The organism is Olivibacter jilunii (assembly GCF_900607235.1).
GTDB classification, from domain to species: domain Bacteria; phylum Bacteroidota; class Bacteroidia; order Sphingobacteriales; family Sphingobacteriaceae; genus Olivibacter; species Olivibacter oleidegradans.
Window position 1 is genome coordinate 172,589 of sequence record NZ_LR027848.1, and the last position, 19,248, is coordinate 191,836.

General features: G+C 40.5%; 15 protein-coding genes. 8 read left to right on the plus strand and 7 right to left on the minus strand.

Translation table 11 applies throughout. The features are described 5' to 3' along the window. Positions 1–398: 398 nt before the first annotated feature. Both E0E36_RS00750 and murB read right to left on the minus strand, forming a co-directional pair. Positions 399–941, minus strand: a complete 543-nt coding sequence (locus E0E36_RS00750) for an RNA polymerase sigma factor (protein ID WP_041387207.1) — start codon at positions 939–941, stop codon at positions 399–401. A 174-nt stretch (positions 942–1,115) separates the two neighbouring features. Beyond that, positions 1,116–2,135: a UDP-N-acetylmuramate dehydrogenase gene (gene murB / locus E0E36_RS00755; protein ID WP_130854411.1), complete on the minus strand. Its 1,020-nt coding sequence runs from the start codon at positions 2,133–2,135 to the stop codon at positions 1,116–1,118. 215 nt (positions 2,136–2,350) lie between these two features. Here murB and E0E36_RS00760 point away from each other — a divergent pair, with 215 nt between their 5' ends. The 7 genes from E0E36_RS00760 to E0E36_RS00790 all read left to right on the plus strand — a co-directional run bounded on the left by E0E36_RS00760 (position 2,351) and on the right by E0E36_RS00790 (position 11,931). After that, complete coding sequence (locus E0E36_RS00760) at positions 2,351–2,968, plus strand: TetR/AcrR family transcriptional regulator (RefSeq protein ID WP_130854412.1); 618 nt, start codon at positions 2,351–2,353, stop codon at positions 2,966–2,968. A 111-nt stretch (positions 2,969–3,079) separates the two neighbouring features. Next, complete coding sequence (locus E0E36_RS00765) at positions 3,080–3,700, plus strand: TetR/AcrR family transcriptional regulator (RefSeq protein WP_013664984.1); 621 nt, start codon at positions 3,080–3,082, stop codon at positions 3,698–3,700. Positions 3,701–3,721: 21 nt separating this feature from the next. Next, on the plus strand, positions 3,722–5,074 hold the full coding sequence (locus tag E0E36_RS00770; RefSeq protein ID WP_013664983.1) for a TolC family protein: 1,353 nt from the start codon (positions 3,722–3,724) through the stop codon (positions 5,072–5,074). A gap of 121 nt (positions 5,075–5,195) precedes the next feature. Continuing rightward, on the plus strand, positions 5,196–6,287 hold the full coding sequence (locus E0E36_RS00775; protein WP_049795143.1) for an efflux RND transporter periplasmic adaptor subunit: 1,092 nt from the start codon (positions 5,196–5,198) through the stop codon (positions 6,285–6,287). 43 nt (positions 6,288–6,330) lie between these two features. Next, positions 6,331–9,501 carry an efflux RND transporter permease subunit gene (locus E0E36_RS00780; protein ID WP_130854413.1) on the plus strand — a complete coding sequence of 1,057 codons (3,171 nt, stop codon included), beginning with the start codon at positions 6,331–6,333 and terminating at the stop codon, positions 9,499–9,501. Between the two features lie 167 nt (positions 9,502–9,668). Beyond that, complete coding sequence (locus E0E36_RS00785) at positions 9,669–9,980, plus strand: DUF3817 domain-containing protein (protein WP_130854414.1); 312 nt, start codon at positions 9,669–9,671, stop codon at positions 9,978–9,980. Positions 9,981–9,996: 16 nt separating this feature from the next. Beyond that, on the plus strand, positions 9,997–11,931 hold the full coding sequence (locus E0E36_RS00790; protein ID WP_130854415.1) for an LTA synthase family protein: 1,935 nt from the start codon (positions 9,997–9,999) through the stop codon (positions 11,929–11,931). Between the two features lie 52 nt (positions 11,932–11,983). Here the strand turns inward: E0E36_RS00790 and E0E36_RS00795 are convergent, their stop codons facing one another. The 5 genes from E0E36_RS00795 to E0E36_RS00815 all read right to left on the minus strand — a co-directional run bounded on the left by E0E36_RS00795 (position 11,984) and on the right by E0E36_RS00815 (position 18,066). Continuing rightward, a complete protein-coding gene (locus E0E36_RS00795) occupies positions 11,984–13,855 on the minus strand; it encodes an LTA synthase family protein (protein ID WP_130854416.1) in 1,872 nt (623 codons plus the stop codon). 18 nt (positions 13,856–13,873) lie between these two features. Continuing rightward, positions 13,874–14,263: an acyl-CoA thioesterase gene (locus tag E0E36_RS00800; protein WP_013664977.1), complete on the minus strand. Its 390-nt coding sequence runs from the start codon at positions 14,261–14,263 to the stop codon at positions 13,874–13,876. A gap of 97 nt (positions 14,264–14,360) precedes the next feature. After that, positions 14,361–15,764, minus strand: coding sequence for a dihydrolipoyl dehydrogenase (gene lpdA / locus E0E36_RS00805; protein WP_013664976.1), 1,404 nt, complete (start codon positions 15,762–15,764; stop codon positions 14,361–14,363). Positions 15,765–16,131: 367 nt separating this feature from the next. Continuing rightward, on the minus strand, positions 16,132–16,677 hold the full coding sequence (locus E0E36_RS00810) for a plastocyanin/azurin family copper-binding protein (protein WP_013664975.1): 546 nt from the start codon (positions 16,675–16,677) through the stop codon (positions 16,132–16,134). Positions 16,678–16,896: 219 nt separating this feature from the next. Further along, on the minus strand, positions 16,897–18,066 hold the full coding sequence (locus tag E0E36_RS00815; RefSeq protein ID WP_130854417.1) for a hypothetical protein: 1,170 nt from the start codon (positions 18,064–18,066) through the stop codon (positions 16,897–16,899). Between the two features lie 415 nt (positions 18,067–18,481). On the opposite strand from E0E36_RS00815, the gene E0E36_RS00820 reads away from it, so the two are divergent. Beyond that, the gene (locus tag E0E36_RS00820; protein ID WP_130854418.1) at positions 18,482–19,204 is read left to right on the plus strand and encodes a head GIN domain-containing protein; all 723 of its coding nucleotides are present in this window, start codon (positions 18,482–18,484) and stop codon (positions 19,202–19,204) included. Positions 19,205–19,248 lie beyond the last annotated feature (44 nt).

Sequence of the window (19,248 nt, forward strand, 5' to 3'; positions counted from 1 at the left end):
GGCTTAACAACGCAACTATTTTCCTACTTAACTACTCAACTACTTTCCTTCTTAACTACTCAACTACTTTCCAACTTAACTACTCAACTACTTTCCTACTCAACTACTCAACTACTTTCCTACTCAACTACTCAACTACTTTCCAACTCAACCACTCAACTACTTTCCAACTCAACTACTCAACTACTTTCCAACTCAACCACTCAACTACTTTCCAACTCAACTACTCAACTACTTTCCAACTTAACAACTCCCCCTCCATCAACGCTAAAACATTTGAGCAGGCGAGCAACTCCTTAAATTTTAACTAAAAAGAAATCGCATTAAAAAGAGGAAAGACAAATCTTATGATCCGAGCTTCCCTCTTTATACTTATATTTTTAACGAAATAATTTTTTTTAAATAGCTGCAGCAGCGTAGGCGTGCGACTTATCTCTTGATTGATAAGGCTTTAACGACTTTTTCAATGTTTTACGAGCTACGTGTATCCGGGTTTTCACCGTACCGATAGGTATATCTAGGTGGTCTGCAATCTCATGATATTTATACCCTTCAAAATACATCGTAAAGGGGACATAATAATCATCGGAAAGATTGGTCATGGCATGTTTGATGTCATCCATTACGAACTTATTTTCTCCATTATTACCAGTCGCACTATAGGCTAAATTGGCTGAAGAAATTTCATCAGACTTCGTAACAAAGGTGCTGATTTTTACAAATCGGCGGTAATTATTAATGAAGGTATTCTTCATAATAGTGTACAGCCAACCTTTCAAATTAGTACCTTCTTTGAACTTCTCATAATAAGTAATTGCCTTGAGCACAGTATCCTGAACTAAATCATTTGCGTCCTCGTCATCATGGGTAAAGTGTAATGCATACATTTTCAACGAGTCCGACTGCTGGGTTACCATGGTGTTAAATTCTAGCTTTGTCATACTGTTTAGGGTTTGTGGAAACAAGGCTTTCCTTGTTACCGAGTTTAATACAATCGCATTTTAAATAGCTTAATTATTTATAATACCTTAACGACTATATCAATACAACTATCTCGCCAAAACAATGACAAAGTTTCAAAAGAAAATAATTTTTAATGAATAGTTAATTTTTACTTAAACCCCAATGACGTTTACTTCTCGCTCTAGGCAAACACCGAAACGTTTTTTCACACTTTCAATAATGGTTTCGGACAGCTTATAAATCTCTAAACCTGTGGCGTTTCCGTCGTTAACAAGCACTAAAGCTTGATTTTTCCAAGTACCAACATTTCCCACTACCTTTCCTTTCCATCCACATTGTTCAATAAGCCAACCCGCGGCAAGCTTATATTGATTCAATCCAAAAGGATAGTAAACAATGTCTACAAAATCAGACACTAAGGTCCTAAAAGTGTCCTCAGATACAACAGGATTCTTAAAAAAGGATCCTGCATTTCCGATTGTACTTGGATCCGGTAACTTGCTCTGCCGAATGGAAGATACTACCTCCGAAATCTCTTTGATAGTCGGTTGCGCAATCCCCCGTCTATTTAGTTCTTCATTAATTGCCCCATATGTTGTATTGAGTTTAGACTGCTTCGACAATAAAAGGTTTACTTCTGTAATAATATATTTTCCTTTCAACGCACCTTTAAATATACTTTCTCGATAACCGAATTGGCAATCCTCCTTATAAAAGGTTTTAAAAGTACCGGTGGCCAATTCAAAAGCACGACAACTTAGAAACACATCTTGGAGCTCGACACCGTAGGCTCCTATATTTTGAACAGGTGCGGCCCCAACCGTTCCCGGAATAAGACTGAGATTTTCAATTCCTCCAAAACCTCTGTCGACACAATAGCGCACCAAATGATGCCAAACCTCGCCGCCTGCGGCCTGAACCTCGACAGCCCCGGCCCGTTCGCGATGCTTAATGCCTTTTATCGCCATATGGACTATCAATCCATCGTAATCCCGGACGAACAACATATTGCTGCCTCCGCCGATGAATAAGAGCTTATCGCGATGCAGCGCGCCTGTATCATACAATTGCGTTAGATCCTTTTCGTGCTCAATATGTACCAATTGCTCGGCTTTTACGTCCACACCGAAGGTATTATACGTCTTTAATGAGACTTGTTTTACTATATTCATTCTTAAATCTTGTCACTAAATGATGCTTAACTGTTTTTGGAACCAAAGGAGAATTTTAGTTTATTGACTTTTTCTTTCAATTTTTCAATTTTTGCGTATATTTATATGATACTTGTTGAATACAATTAATAGCTTAGCCCCCGGTAGGCGCTATTATTTGCATCGTTCAAATATAAGCTAATTAATTCATCAGTATTCCAGAACACAAGACACGAATGGATAACCACGATAAAAAGCGGACGCTTATTATAGAAGCAGCTACCAAACGTTTTGCACATTTCGGCATTGCCAAAACCACCATGACCGAAATCGCTAAAGACCTATCCCTCTCCAAAGCGCTCCTCTACTATTACTTTCCCGATAAAATAAGTTTATATGCCGCTGTATTAGAAAACATTGCAAAAAAAATGTTCTCTAAAATCCAACAGGGTTTAAAAGACATCGATGAAAGTGAGGATGCGGTATTGCACCTGATCGACATGTGGCTGGCCTTCACCATGAAGTATTATAATTTATTTGACCAGGGTCTTAATTCACTCATGGAAATGCCCGATGAGCTAGCGCGAGTTATGCAACTTGTAAGCAATTTAGAGATCAAGATTTTGGCAGAAATTTTTAAAAAAGCCAATCAGCGAGACGAAATCCGTGTTGATGATCCGGTACAAACTGCAGAAATATTTTTGAATGCCATGATCGGCATGCGATTCTGTGTACTGAAAGACAAAAAAGTCATGTTTATTCCGACCAAAGAGGAATTTGATGAAATATCAAAAATGCAAAAAAAGTTAGCCGTTATTTTTCTGAACGGCTTGCGATTCCAAAAAACGTCATAGAAAAGTCATATTGCATTATTTAATCTGTTTTTTTTGATGCGTAACTTTTTGCATTTTATTTTTGACCAATACAGATAAAAAGTAAAATAGTTAAAAAGTAAGTAGGTCAACGTGGACATAGAAGTAAAAAGGCAACACATCATTGAGGCGGCTTTAAGAAGATTTTCTCATTTCGGTATTAACAAAACCACCATGAACGAAATTGCTGAGGACATCTCCGTATCAAAAGCAAACCTCTATTATTATTTTCCGGACAAATCCGCATTGGTAGTAGATGTTATTAAACATCTAATTGAAGAAGGGATGGAAGCCTACCACCGTATTATTCAAGAGTCGAATCAAATCCTGGATACCTTGACCGGCTTTTTAAGGATCAAGAAGAACTTTTTTGAAAAGCATTACCTACTCCATGTTACCATGGGCTATGCCGACAGTAACTTAAATATCGATGCGTTAAACGCATTAGGCCGTTATGCTGAAACCAAAGAATTAACGGCGATCAGTCTGGCATTTACGAAAGCGATCGGAACGGGCGAGCTTGTAACATTTGATGTTGAAAAAACGTCTCAAATATATTTCACCGTCTTAAAAGGTATCTCGATGGTTTCCATAGCAAAAGTTACGAACAAGGACATTCCGGAAATTTCGATCTTCAGCGAAATCTTTGAAAAACAGAAAATTGCCTCTGCGATATTTGTAAATGGACTAAGGCATAAAATGATAACAAATTGACATTATAACACAACATCTCATATGAAATCTATAAAACCCTTATTGGTTTTCGCATTTATATTGATTTCCTCTTTAGGTTTAAAAGCGCAAGACTCCTTAACGCTCAGGCAGGCGCTCAACTATGCTATAAAAAACAGTGAGGTCCTTGAAAAAGCCAGATTGGACATCCTGAACGGTCGGCATAAAGTAGCTGAAGTAAGGGCCGGCGCGCTTCCGCAAGTTGATCTCACCAGTAGCCTTACACGAAATTTGATTTTGCCACAATTTGTAGTTCCGGCTGAATTCATGGGCGGCCAGCCCGGTGAATTCGTCGCCATTGCGGGGGGCCAATATTGGACGGGCCTTACACAAGTCCAATTGAACCAGGAACTCTTCAACCAATCCGTTTTTACGGGATTAAAAGCGGCTAAAAGTTCAGAAGAGTATTACAAATTGGCCGCAGAGGTAAGTGAAGAGAATGTGATACAACAAGTTGCTTCCGCCTACTATCAGGTAATCATCAATCAAGAAAAGATGAAGGTGATTGATGCCAATATAGATCGTACGCAGAAATTGCTCACGATGACCTCCAGTCAATATGATCTCGGCCTGGCAAAGAAAATCGATCTGGATCGAGTGAAAGTGAACTTAAGCAATCTCGAATCTCAAAAACAGGATTTATCAACCGCTATCACCCAACAGAATAACTTGCTTAAATACTATATGGGTATGCCCATTAACGAAAACATTCAAATTCCACAAAGTGAATTACAGACCTTAAAACAGGAAGCCTTTGCCTTGGATGGCAATGGTTTCAATTTGGATCGAATGGCGCAATACAAAGTACTAAAAAGCCAAGAGTCCTTATTAAGTTACCAAAAAAAGGCCAGAATTGCGGAATATTACCCTAGCTTATCACTTGGCGCCAACTATATTTATAATACACAGAGTAATAGATTTAATCCCTATTCGTCCAAAGCGCTGAATTTTGATATGTCTGCCATCACGCTGACCTTGAAAGTGCCGCTATTTGACGGTTTTGCCAGACGCTCCAGAGTTAGGCAAGCGGATGTTGAGATACAAAAAAATTATCAAGACATAAAAAACACCTCTAACTCTTTAAAAATGGCTTATGAAAATGCAAACAATCAACTTAAGAACAGCTTGACAACGATCCGAACACAAGAAGAAAATAAGAAACTGGCCGAAGAAGTATTCTATAGCACGCAAAACAATTATCGCAATGGCTTAGCAAGCTTAACCGATCTATTAACGGCAGAAACGGATCTCGTATCGGCGCAGAACAGTTATAACGAGGCACTACTCAATTATAAAGTAGCGCAAATCGAACTGATTAAGTCAAACGGCAATATCAAATCACTCTTAACAGAATAAAATACAAACCGATCATTCTCATTCCATAGATAGATTCAAATGAAGCACCCGTACCTTAACATGCAAGTTTTAAACAGATATGGTACACTTCATTTGGCAAGTAAAACATAAATATATACAGATGAAAAGAATCATTTTTACTCTACTTATTGTCCTCGGTGCCCTGGCGATAATCGCGTGGGTATTGAATAACAACAAAAAAGAGAACCAAGCCAAAACGGATATCGTAGCAAAGGGTACAGGTGCTGTTGTGGTGCGTACAACCACTGCTAGCAAATCGGCTATCAATCTCGATTTTTCTTCCAATGGCAACTTCGCTGCTTGGCAAGATTTGAGCCTGTTAGCAGAAAATAGCGGACGAGTTACACAAATCCTGGTAGATGAAGGGTCCCATGTTAGCCGTGGGCAACTATTAACGCGAATAGATGATGAATATCTTAATTTAGATCTGGAAGCGGCAGAAGACGCATTGAGTAAATTAAAGACTGATCAGCAACGATACGAAAGCTCCTTTAAAACCGGTGGTGTTACCAAGGCCCAACTTGACGAAATCAATCTCAACGTACGCAATGCCGAAAATAAAGTACAACAAGCTAAACGCCGATTAGCTGATGCTTATATCAAAGCGCCCATATCGGGTATTGTTAACAAGCGGAATATCGAAGTGGGTACGTATGTTTCGCCCGGCACAGCGTTATTTGATATAGTAGATGTTTCGAGGCTCAAATTACTTGTTAATGCCAATGAATCACAGGTAGTGAACTTGAAAGTTGGCGATCCGGTAAGCATCACAACTACCGTATTTCCGGACAAAAAATTCAGTGGTAAAATTTCCTTTATTGCTGCAAAAGCTGACAATACCCTGAACTATCCGGTAGAAATTCAAGTGGAAAATTCCAGCACTCAACAATTAAAGGCGGGTATGTATGCAACGGCTACGTTCGATTTACCTGAACAGCAACCCACAATTGTTATACCACGAAGTGCTTTTGTGGGAAGTGTAAGTAGTAATGAAATATTTGTTTTGCAAAATGGCAATACTGCTCGACTCCGGAAAGTAACTGCAGGACGCATTTTAGGTGAACAGGTAGAGATCATAGACGGCCTGAAAGAAGGCGAAACCGTAATAACCAGCGGCCAGATCAATCTTGTTGATGGCACGGAAGTGAAACCACAGGCAAATGAAAACGCACGTAATAACACGACTAAATAGGGCATAAAACCCTTGTCACTTAAATGAATAAACAATTATTCGAATGAAAATTGCTGAAATATCTATAAAGCGCCCCTCTATTGTTATCGTGGTCTTTACCGCCTTAACCTTACTGGGAATCATTAGTTATTTGTCATTGAATTATGAGATGCTTCCTAAGTTTAATCCGGGAGTCGTATCGATTTCAACGATTTATCCGGGCGCCTCACCGAATGAAGTAGAAAACACCGTTACTAAGAAGTTGGAGGACGCAGTGTCTTCCATGGAGAATATTAAAAAACTGGAAGCGACTTCTTTTGAAGGGCTTTCTGTTATTACTATTACGCTTACCAGTGAAGCGGATGTCGATTATGCGATCAATGATGCGCAACGTAAAGTCAACGCAGTATTGTCAGACCTGCCCGATGACGCGGAAACGCCCTCATTGGCCAAGTTCTCGCTTGATGATCTCCCCATCATTACGCTGTCTGCTACAGCCAATATGGATGATGCGCAATTTTTTGATTTAATTGATAAACGCATTCAGCCCATTGTTTCTCGTGTAAATGGTGTAGCGCAGGTGAATTTAATCGGCGGTCAGGAGCGTGAGATACAAGTAAACCTAAACGCGGCGAAATTGGAAGCCTATGGTTTGTCTGCACTGGACGTACAACAGGTAATTCTCAACTCGAACCTGGATTTTCCAACAGGAAGTGTAAAAACCAAGAATCAAGATATCTTAATCCGCTTGGCCGGTAAATACAAATCGGTTAATGAATTACGAAATTTAGTCATAAGTACGGCAGACGACGGTGCACAAATACGACTAATGGACGTTGCTGACGTACAGGATGCACAGGAGGATGCTGAAAAAATAGCGCGACTAAATAGAAGTGGCTCCATTATATTGCAGATCCTTAAAACCTCGGACGCAAATGCGGTAAAAGTAAGTGAAGGAGTACGGGCAATTGTTGAACGTTTGACCACTGATTACCAAAAAGAAAATCTTCAGATTGTTATCGCCAATGATACGTCCGACTATACGCTTGAATCAGCCGATGCGGTGGTACATGACTTATTCCTCGCCGTTATCTTAGTTGCGGTGGTGATGCTATTCTTTTTACATAGTTTACGAAATGCCGTCATCGTTATGGTGGCTATACCTGCCTCACTTGTCGCAACCTTTATTGGAATCTACCTTTTTGGTTTCACATTAAACCTCATGTCTTTACTCGGTTTATCGCTTGTGGTAGGTATTTTGGTAGATGACGCTATTGTTGTTATTGAAAACATCTATCGGCATATGGAGATGGGAAAGAATAAAGTGAGGGCTTCTTATGACGCAACCAAGGAAATTGGTTTTACCGTTGTGTCTATCACCATGGTTATCGTGGTCGTGTTCCTTCCGATTTCAGTGAGTACCGGTTTAGTATCTGATATTCTTCGGGAGTTTTGTGTGGTAGTGATGATCTCTACACTTTTGAGTTTATTGGCCTCTTTCTCCATCGTACCACTACTCACCTCTCGATTTGGAAAACTTGAACGCATATCAAACCGTAATTTTATCGGAAGGTTTATTCTTTGGTTTGAAAAGCAGTTGCATCGTTTCACTAATTGGGTAACGGGTATATTAAACTGGGCTTTGGATCATAAAGCAATCACGCTCGTTACGGTTTCACTTTTACTGGTTTCGTCTTGCGGATTAACTTTTGGTGGTTTTATTGGAGCAGAATTCTTCGCACAGAGTGATCGTGGGGAGTTTTTGGTCCAAATCGAATTGCCAAAAGATGCTTCTCTTGAATTAACGAACCAAGTTACTAGAAAGGCGGAGGACTTCTTAAGCAAGAAGAAAGAAATTGTTTCTTTAATCACGACCGTCGGTCAGTCGAGCGACAACCTTGGTGCTGATCAATCGACTGCGTACAAAGCAGAAATTACCGTAAAACTCACTCCCAAAGAAGAACGGGATGAATCATCTGATATTTACGCTGCCAAGCTAAAAGGAGAAATTCAAAAGTTATTGGTAGGAGCCAAGGTGAAAACCGTACCGATTGATATTTTAGGAGCCGCGCAGCAAGCACCAATTGAAATGGTCGTTACCGGTTCGGATCTGGATAGCGTATTGGCTTATGCCGAAAAGGCAAGAGCGCTTTTAGCGAAAGTTCCCGGTGCTGCCGAAACAAAACTTTCAGTGGAAAGTGGAAATCCCGAAATCACGGTAGAAGTAGACCGCGATAAAATGACCGCGCTTGGTTTATCGCTGCAAACTGTTGGAGGTACCATGCAAACCGCTTTTAATGGTAATACGGATGGTAAATATCGCCAGGGCGAGTATGAGTATGATATCAATATTCGCTTTGAAGATTATGACCGGAAGAATATTGACGATGTACGGAATCTTTATTTCACAAACAAGGACGGTAAGCTCATTAAGCTTTCTCAATTTGCTGTAGTAAAAGAAGGTTCGGGACCTAGCCAACTGGAGCGCAGGGACAAAAGTACTTCGGTTAAAGTGCAATCGCAAGCCGTGGGGCGTCCATCGGGTACCGTTATTCAGGAATTTGAAGGAAAGTTAGGGTCAATTCCGAAGCCGACGGGTGTCAGCTATGTTTGGGGTGGTGATATGGAAAATCAATCGGAGGGCTTCGGAACCTTAGGCGTTGCCTTGATGGTTTCCATCGTCTTGGTATATTTGATTATGGTAGCATTGTATGATAGCTTTGTGTACCCATTTGTGGTGATGTTCTCCATTCCATTATCCGTTATCGGTGCATTGCTTGCCCTGGCATTGACGAATAATTCATTGAATATCTTTACTATTCTGGGCTTGATCATGCTTATCGGACTCGTTGCCAAAAATGCGATCATTTTGGTGGATTTTACCAACCAAATGAAAGCGGAAGGGAATAGCACACGGCAGGCCCTTATCCATGCAAACCATGCCCGTTTGCGTCCCATCTTGATGACAACTATTGCAATGGTAATAGGGATGCTGCCCATCGCATTGGCTTCAAGTGCCGGCTCTGAATGGAAAAATGGCCTTGCTTGGGTTATTATAGGTGGTTTGATCAGCTCGCTTTTCTTAACTTTGATTATTGTGCCTGTAGTATATCAAGTGGTAGATAACATTTTACACCGCTTGGGATGGGATAAAAAGGGTAGGCCAATCGAAGAGTTAATGGTTGAGGAATACGATCATAAAGAAGTAAAAGAGTATGAAAGCCACCACGGCTAATTAGCTTATTAGTCAATTGGCTAATCAGCCAATTGACTAATAAATTGACTCGTCCGACTCACAGTCACTGCTGCCGTCATAAATAAGTCAAACCTTCTAAAGAATTAAGAATCAATAGATAGATCCCCTACCTTTGCTGCATTTAACAAAATATTAACATATTTATAATGTCAGCAAATACTGCAGCCAACAAAAGTACAGTCCGTAGATTTCGAAAAATAGCCTTACTGGAAGGGATTTCCTTTATCTTGTTGGTATTTATTGCCATGCCGCTTAAGTACTGGGCAGATTTTCCACTCGCAGTTAAATATGTAGGCTGGGCACACGGTGTTCTCTTTATTGCTTATGTATTTTCGCTAATTCAATGCTGGACAGAATATAGTTGGAAATTTGGAAGAGTCCTTTTATTTTTCTTTGCCTCGCTCTTGCCATTTGCACCATTTGTTGTAGAAAAAAGATTAAAGACCGAAGCTAACTAAATCTATACCAATAAACATGAGGGTCGGATCGGTTAAAATGCCCATATACGGAGCATTGATAGCTAGGTTTATATTTTTACTGGTGCTTTACAGTTTACTGAGGCTTGGATTTTATTTAGGCAATCAGTCGTTATTTCCAAACATTAGCACCTCGCAATTCAGTAGTATTTTTCTGGGTGGCATCAAATTCGACCTATCGGCTTTACTTTACATCAATATTCTTTACATTTTACTCCAGGTTCTACCTTTTCCATTTCGATATCATGTACTTTATCAAAAGGTAGCCAAATGGTTGTTTATCGTTACGAACAGCGTCGGCATTGCTGCTAACCTAATCGATATTGCTTATTATAAGTTCACGCTCAAGCGTACTACCGGTACTGTGTTCAGTCAATTTATCAATGAACAGAATAAATGGAAGTTAACGGTTGATTTTTTACTCGGCTATTGGTACCTCCTTATTCTATTTATTTTTTTGATTTATTTGTTTATTCGCCTTTACGATTGCATTCGTTTGAAGAATCCAATGAAACGAAATGCTCGGTATTATCTCAGTCATACGATTTTGTTTTTTGCTTTCGCTTATTTAACGGTTGTGGGCATGCGCGGAGGATGGCGCCACAGCACACGTCCTATCACATTAAGCAATGCCGGTGAATTCGTCCAGTCGCCCAATCAAATGAGCATCGTACTGAATACACCCTTCGCAATTATACGAACCTTAAAAGCAGTCAGTTTAAAACCGGTTCATTATTACGATGAGGCGACGCTTCAAGGGATATATAATCCGATTCACCTACCACACGATACAGCTGCCTTTAAACCGCTTAATGTGGTTTTTTTGATTATTGAAAGTTTAGGAAAGGAACATGTAGGAGCGTTAAATCGAGATTTAGCCAACGGAACCTATAAAGGTTATACTCCTTTTATTGATTCGCTGGTTGAAAACAGTTACACTTTTACACATACATATGCTAATGGGCGAAAGTCCATTGATGCACTGCCATCGATTATTTCCGGTATCCCCTCCATCCGGGAACCCTTTGTTCTTTCCGCTTATTCCGGTAACAAGACAACGAGCATTGCGAAATTACTGGCCGATAAAGGTTACGAAACGGCCTTTTTTCACGGAGCACCCAACGGCTCCATGGGATTTTCCTCGTATACAAAACTTGCAGGTATCGAGCACTATTACGGCAAAACCGAATATAACAACGATGCCGATTTCGATGGCATTTGGGGCATTTGGGACGAACCTTTTATGCAATTTATGGCTAAAACCATCAATACGTTCCATCAACCCTTTTTTACGGCTTTTTTTTCCTTGTCTTCTCACCATCCTTTTAAAGTACCGGCCAAGTATGCCGGCAAATTTCCGAGAGGGCCGTTGGAAGTGCAGGAACCGATGGGTTATACGGACATGGCATTGAGGAAATTCTTCGAAACCGCCTCGAGGATGCCCTGGTTTAAACAAACGCTTTTTGTACTTTGCGCTGATCATGCAACCGTTTCATACTTCCCCGAGTATCAAACCATCCCCGGTGCGTTTTCTATTCCGATACTATTTTATTATCCCGGAGGAAACCTAAAAGGAAAAGCCGACAAGCTTGTACAACAGATTGACATTATGCCCAGCGTATTAAGTTATCTACACTATGATAAACCTTATTTTGCGTTTGGATTCAATGCTTTCTCACCGCAAACAGACAATTTTGTCATAAATAATAATGACGGCACCTTTAGTCTTTATCATGGTGATTACCTTTTGCTAAACGATGGACAGGTTAGTACCGCTTTGTATAACCTAAAGGAGGACCGACTCACTAAGCATAACCTAATTAAGGACGAACCGATCGTATTGGCAAAAATGGAAACTTATCTAAACGCTTTTATTCAACAATACAATAACCGGATGATTCAGGATGAATTAACCTATCATCCGATCAAGTAAACTGCGTCTCACTTAGAGTCTGCCGGCACTTAAAGCTCATTGCGCCTCTCAATTAATAAGCTAAGTATTGATTATACACCTCTTGCATATACGCTTTTCCTTGATGAAGCAAATCTTCTTTACTGCGTTGGCACGAATCCAAACTCTTCTGGTAACTCATTACTTTTCCGACATTATCAAAAGCCACCCGGCAATGTCCATTCACCGCTCCCCAGCCGTCAGACCAACTGAAAAAAGCAAAGGGAACGGTACTGTCATTCAGCAAATCTCTGCTCCATGTATACGGTTTAGCGTCGTAGCCTAATTGGTTTAATAAAGTTGCCGCTAGATCAACTTGGCTTCCTATCTTATTGATTCGCTTTCCGCGATAGGCAGGTTGCAACGCATCTCCATACAATAACAAAGGTATACGATAACGCTTGGGGCAATTACTTTCCCATTGTTCCAATGGCAAACGATGGCCATGATCGGCCACAATAATAAAGAGCGTGTTTTTATACCAAGGCTTCGTTTTGGCTTGTTTTAAATAACTACATAAAACCGAGTCGGTATAAAAAGCCGTACTCCTAAAAAGATTGGGCAGATTATCCGTTCCAAAACGATGCACACCCGGTAGGTCAAAAGGTTCATGATTATTCAGCGTCAGTAAAGTAGAGAAAAAAGGTTGTTTTTCTTTATCGAGGCCGCGCAGCTGTTTACCGAATGTCGCATGGTCGAATACTCCCCATTTCGATCGGGCTTCACGATGTGGAAAACAGAGCTGGTCGACGATCTTCCTACATCCATGACTTAACATATAGCCTTTGAAGTTGTAAAATTCACTTTCTCCCCCATAATAAAAAGAAGTATGGTATCCCTTTTCTTTAAAATCGCTCATTAATGAAGGAAGCTCAGCCTGTTTTTGGATATTCTTTATAATACTTTTGGATGATTGGGTCGGAAAAGCACTCAAGATGGCAATCATTCCCTTATCCGTCCGATCTCCTGATGCATATATGTGATCAAACAATAAACCGTCCGCAATGAGCTTTTCCAAACCTGGTGCCACTCCCCTCTCACCTCCAAGTGATTGCACCAGATCGGCTGTAAAACTTTCCAGGATAATTAAAACCACATTGGGTTTTGATCGACTTAGAATTCGTGTAGTGTGCCCTGCTGTAGTTTTAAGTAACGGAGCGATCGCTTGCTTGGCCTCCGTATTTTTCATGCTGATATAAGGATTACGATGTAATCCGCCGGCATGTAAGATATCATTAATAAAATACCAAGATACATTGGTAGCTGCATGGTTGGGGAAGGCATTGGTAGCGAAATAGACCATAGACGGGTTTAGCGGTGTCAGCCCCCATCCTCCACGTATTAATAGAAAAACCACGGATAGAAGCCCCAGCGATGTGAAAGTTTTTTTATACCATTTGTTTATGCCGACAAAAGTGCATTGGTAAATCTTCATCCATCTAGCCAGGTAAATGCCAAGACAACTTAAACTCAGCAATAAGAGCGAGGATAAAAAAATAGGAGACGAGGCGGCGGAAGCAATGGCTAAATGAGGTGAATCTAAAAATAAATCGACCGCCTTGTATGATATTAATGTATCCCATTCCCGGTAAATATTAAAATTAATAATATTGATCAGGGAGCAAGCGATTACTACGCTCCATACATACAGGCGAGATAGACGTTGAGAAATATGCAAGCGATCAACCCAGACCCTCAAAATCAGCACTAAAGTGGGGATGGCACAAATATAAGCAGCCATGGAAGCGTCCATACGCATCCCATATGCAAATATTTTCAGGACTTCCATCCAAGGTAACAGGTGGAGTTGTTCGTGAAAATAAGCCAGAAAAAAGGCTCTACAAAGGATAGCAAAAAGCATCCAAAAGGCGAAGTATCGCCATAGGATGCCGAATAATTTATTCATGAAAATATTAAAATCTTCTTAAGGTCTATCGCCGGCAAAAGCGTAAGTAATTTCGGTCTTTCCGTGAGGAACCGGATTCCCGTTATCATCAAGATTTACAAACACCAATTTATCAATGGTCAGGATACTCTTTCTTGTAATTTTGTTCCGTACTTCACAGGTCAGCGTAATTGAAGTAGTTCCAAAATGTGTAGCTTGAATACCCAATTCAATGATATCCCCAGCCTTTGCAGAACTCACAAAATTAATCTCCGAAATAAATTTCGTCACAACTTTGGAGTTCCCTAACTGCACAATGGCATAAATCACAGCCTCCTCGTCGATCCAGCGTAACAAGGTCCCGCCGAACAGGGTGCCGTTTGGGTTTAAATCTTCGGGTTTTACCCATTTTCTTGTATGAAAATTCATGTGTTAAAGGAGTAAGTTAAGGTGTAAGAGATAAGGTGTAAGGTATAAAGCGATGGTAGCCTTACCGTAAACCTTACACCCTACGCCTTTTACCTTACTAAATATGAATTGCTCTATTTCCCGTCGCTGCTAGAGCTGCTTCTTTAAATGATTCAGTAAATGTTGGGTGTGCATGGCAAATACGTGCAATATCTTCCGCTGACGCACGATATTCCATACCAACAACTGCTTCTGCAATCATGTCGGCCACACGTGGTCCGATCATATGAACGCCTAAAATTTCATCGGTACCGGCATCGGCTAGCACTTTAACGAAACCTTCGGTATCCATGCTTGCGCGTGCTCTCCCACTTGCTTTGAAAGGGAAAGACCCGGCTTTATACTTTATACCGTCGTTTTTTAACTGTTCTTCGGTTGCACCTACGCTGGCAACTTCCGGCCATGTATATACGACACCGGGAATAAGATTGTAATTGATATGTGGCTTTTGCCCGGCAATGAGTTCAGCAACATAAACACCTTCCTCCTCCGCTTTATGCGCAAGCATTGCCCCTCGAATCACATCACCAATTGCATATATACCGGCAACAGGCGTTTCCAAGTGCTCATTAACCGGCACTTTTTTACCTCGTTCTTCTAATTTAATACCAACGGCATCCAAATTCAAGCCTTCTGTATAGGCTGTACGTCCTACGGCTACTAAGCAGTAATCGCCCTCTACTTTTACCGGATTTCCTTTTGTATCTTCAGCAGTTACGGTGACTGTTTTTCCCTTTACACTTGCTCCGGTTACTTTATGACTTAACAAGAATTCAAAACCTAGATTTTTTAGCGATTTCTGCAATTCCTTTCCTAAGCCTTTATCCATTGTAGGAATAATGGAATCGAGGTACTCGATCACCGTCACTTTCGCACCCAAACGTGCATATACCGATCCCAGTTCCAAGCCAATAACCCCTCCACCGATCAAGACCAAATGTTTTGGCACTTCAGTTAGATTAAGTGCTTCTGTTGAGGTAATGATTCTTTTTTTGTCAATGGTAATAAAGGGTAATGATGCCGGTTTTGATCCCGTTGCAATAATGACGTTCTTCGTGGTAATTTCTTCCGTTGTTTTATCATCCTTCGTAATTTTGATGGTATTCTTGTCAACAAAAGAACCAACTCCTTGATAGGTCGTCACTTTATTCTTCTTCATCAGGAAGGTGATTCCTCCGGTTGTTTGCTCCACTACACCGTTCTTCCTTTTGATCATTTGCTTTAGGTCGACCTTCAAGTTACTCAGATTGATACCATGTTCTGCAAAATGTTTATTCGCGTTGTGGTAGTGTTCACTCGAATCGAGCAAGGCTTTGGATGGTATACATCCGACATTCAAGCAGGTACCTCCCAAGGTACTATATTTCTCAATAATGGCTGTTTTTAACCCTAGTTGACCGCAACGGATAGCGGCTACATAGCCTCCGGGTCCGCTGCCTATTACTACGACGTCGTATTGCATGGATATAATTTATTTTCTTATCAATTTACAGATATTTTGCCAATTTCTGTTCACGAGCAAACAAAGTGAAATTGACAGTCAAAGGTATGAATTCTTACCGCTAATTCCTTATAAAAGCGTGAATTGAATGATAAAACTTGGATAATTTGACTTTTTTATTGACTATCGGATTGTTCATTCAAGACCATGCGCTTTTAGAATCAACATATACCTTTTCTCATAATTTGCATAGTAACTTTGGTGCAGGCCAAGGTAGCTAAAAAACCGGTCTTAAATCATCCATTCTTATCTGTATGAATAGCTTAGCTTCATAGAAAAAGCCCTGTAAGTATGACACTTACAGGGCCTTTAAACTGTATATTAAGTTCTATTCAGCTACGATTTTACCTTGCATCGTTCCCCAGTGTCCGGGGAAACTACATATAAATTCGTATACACCTGCTTTTGGTAAGGTAAATTCGATTTCATCTGACTGACCTGGACCTAAAAGCTTCGTATGGGCAATAATCGAGGAAGCAAAAGTAGAAGGGATATATTCATCATCCTTCGCTTTGAAAGCTTCTCCTCCAAAGGCCGCGATGTCAGTACCTTGATCTAAGACAACGGCGTTATGTCCCATTGACTCGATCGGTTGTTGTCCAACATTCTTCAACGTAAGTTTTACCTTTTCTCCGGCCTTTACTTTGAACAAATCCTTATCGAAACGCATGTCATCAGAAGCCTGAAGCTCGATATGGCTTGTTACCTGCACATTTTCTATACCGGGAACAGTGGCAGCAGCCGGAGTCTCTGCCGGGGTACTTGAAGCAGCCGTCTCTTCATGTTCGTGGGTAGCATTTTTATTCTCACCTCCACCACAAGCTGCTAAAAACAATGCCGCCGCTAAAGCCGGCACGATAAATACTTTCTTCATTTCTTTTCTTTTTTGTTTTTCTTATTAGCTAATTACAAACTTATTAATAATTTATCAAAATCCTTTTGCTTCTCTTGAAATTGTACCACATTAAGCTTTTAGGTGTTAGCAATTAGGTATTAGCTTTCGGATGTCAGCTATCGGCTCTAGGGTATAAGGTTTGAGCACGTCACCAACTATTTTCCTACTTAACCACTTAACCACTTAACGATTCAACTATTAAAGAATAGGATGTCGCTCAAAGGGCTTCGTCCGATCAAATAAATAACGATAAGTGTGATGCGTCTTATAAATGTGGGCGCCGATTTGCTGCGCCAAATTCATCATCTTGGGATTAAAATCGCCTATCCAATTCATTTGTAACTCTTCGTAACCGGTTTTCGCTTTTTTGTTAATAAATACACGGGCCGACTCCATTACCAAACCCACCTCTACCCCTTTACGCTGATGTTCGGGCACAATACCGAAAACTATACCGAAGAGCGTTTTGCAACGCTTAAACCATTTATTCCAAAGCAAAACAAACAGGCCTCGCAGCCCAATTTTCCCCTTTACATATTTCACTAATAGCTGGTTTACATCGGGTATGCTAATAAAGAAGCCTACAGGTTCTCCTTCGTAATAAGCAAACCATAGTCCGATCGGATCAACGATCGGTTTCAAATTCTTCATTAATTTGTTAGCCTGCTCTTCTGTCATCTTTCCTACCCCATCATGGTTCACCCAGGCCTTATTATAAATCATTCGAAACTGTCGCGCTGCACGATCCAACTCGTGTCGCTTTACATGATCAAAATGGTAACCCTTCATTCCCAGGACACGTTTAGCCTTGGCCGCGTATCGATCATCTATGTTACCGTCTGTTAACCGTCTATAGGTATATTGTTTGAAATAGGTCTGAAAACCATAAGCTTCAAAAAGTGTTTGGTAAAAGGGCGGATTATAATTACTGCAATAGCAGGGTTCAACAAAACCGTCAACGAGCAGTCCCCACCAACGCTCCCTACTCCCAAAATTGATCGGACCGTCCATCGCTTCCATCCCTTGCTGTTTCAACCATTCCTTTGCGACGTCAAACAAGGCGAAGGCAGCCTCTTGATCATTAATGCATTCAAAAAATCCACAACCTCCCGTGGGTTGCGCATAGCTTTTGGCACTTATGGTATCAAAAAAGGCCGCTATTCGTCCGATTGCCTTTCCATGAGAATCAAACAAGACCCATCTGCAGCAATCGCCGATGGCAAAGAGGCCATTTTTTTGTCGGTCAAACACACTTTCTACATCTTCATTTAGCGGTTGTATATAGTTTTTATCAGAAGCATATAAAGACAAAGGTATTTCTAGAAAAATTTTAGCGAGTGCGGGAGTATCTACCTTTTTAATTTTCATTGGAATAAATTTGCTTTTAATGGCAATGAAGCTTGCATAAATTATTCACTGTCTTCTGTTTATAACAATTTATGCAGGTTTCATTCCTTTTTTATACGTCTACAAAACCATGGAAGATATATAATTTTGGCCCATGCTTGCAACTCTTACTTTATAGTCAGCTCACGAAAACCAGTCTGTTTTAAAACATAAGCGGTTAAGGCACTTTATCTTGTATAAATAAAAAGATTTGAAATTTGTTTTTAAACGAATAAAGATAAAAAAAATGCAACGTTTTCCGACTTTATGCGTCTTATATAAAAATCACGCTACATTAGAAGCGATAAAAACAAACCAATAGATACATGAAGGATACCGCTTTGCACTTATCGGGACGCAGTTGGTAAACCTCATGACCACTTAAAACAGTATTTAAATGAAAAGGTTATTCGGATCACTCGGATGGTTAGCAGTATTACTGCCTTTTATGTGCATGGGTATAGCACATGCAACCTTATTAAACAAGCTCGATGAAGAGCGCCGGGATGTTAGCGGTTTTAACAGCATACAGAACAGCGGGAGCTTCCACGTGTACATTAAAATGGGAAATACCGAATCGCTCAAATTAGAAGGCGATCCGGAAACCTTACAAAATGTAGAAACCGTAGTAGAACAGGGAGCACTTAAAATCCGCATGAAAAAAAACCTGAATTGGTTTTCGATCAATAAAGGACATGTATCGGTGTATATCACCGCTAAGCAGTTAACCGGCTTATCTCAGAGTGGATCAGGAAAAATCGAAGTGTCCGGTACAATTACTTCGCCGGCACTTGACGTGAAAGTAAGTGGATCCGGCAATATATCCTGTACGGCCAAGGTAGATAATTTTGTTGCTGCTATCAGTGGTTCGGGACAACTTGATATTCAGGGGTCGACTGAAAGTAACGACATCCGGATTAGTGGTTCGGGCAAATTTAACGGGGCAAAATTAACGGCTAATAGCACGAATGTTAACATTAGTGGATCAGGTGATGCCTATGTGTTTACCAATCAGGAATTAAACGCCAAAATCAGTGGCTCCGGTTCCGTCCATTATGCAGGAAATGTAAAAAGTGTGAATGCTTCCACCTCCGGATCAGGCAAAGTTAGAAGGCTATAAGGGGTGTGGGGTATAAGGTATAGGGTGTAAGGTATAAGGGATGA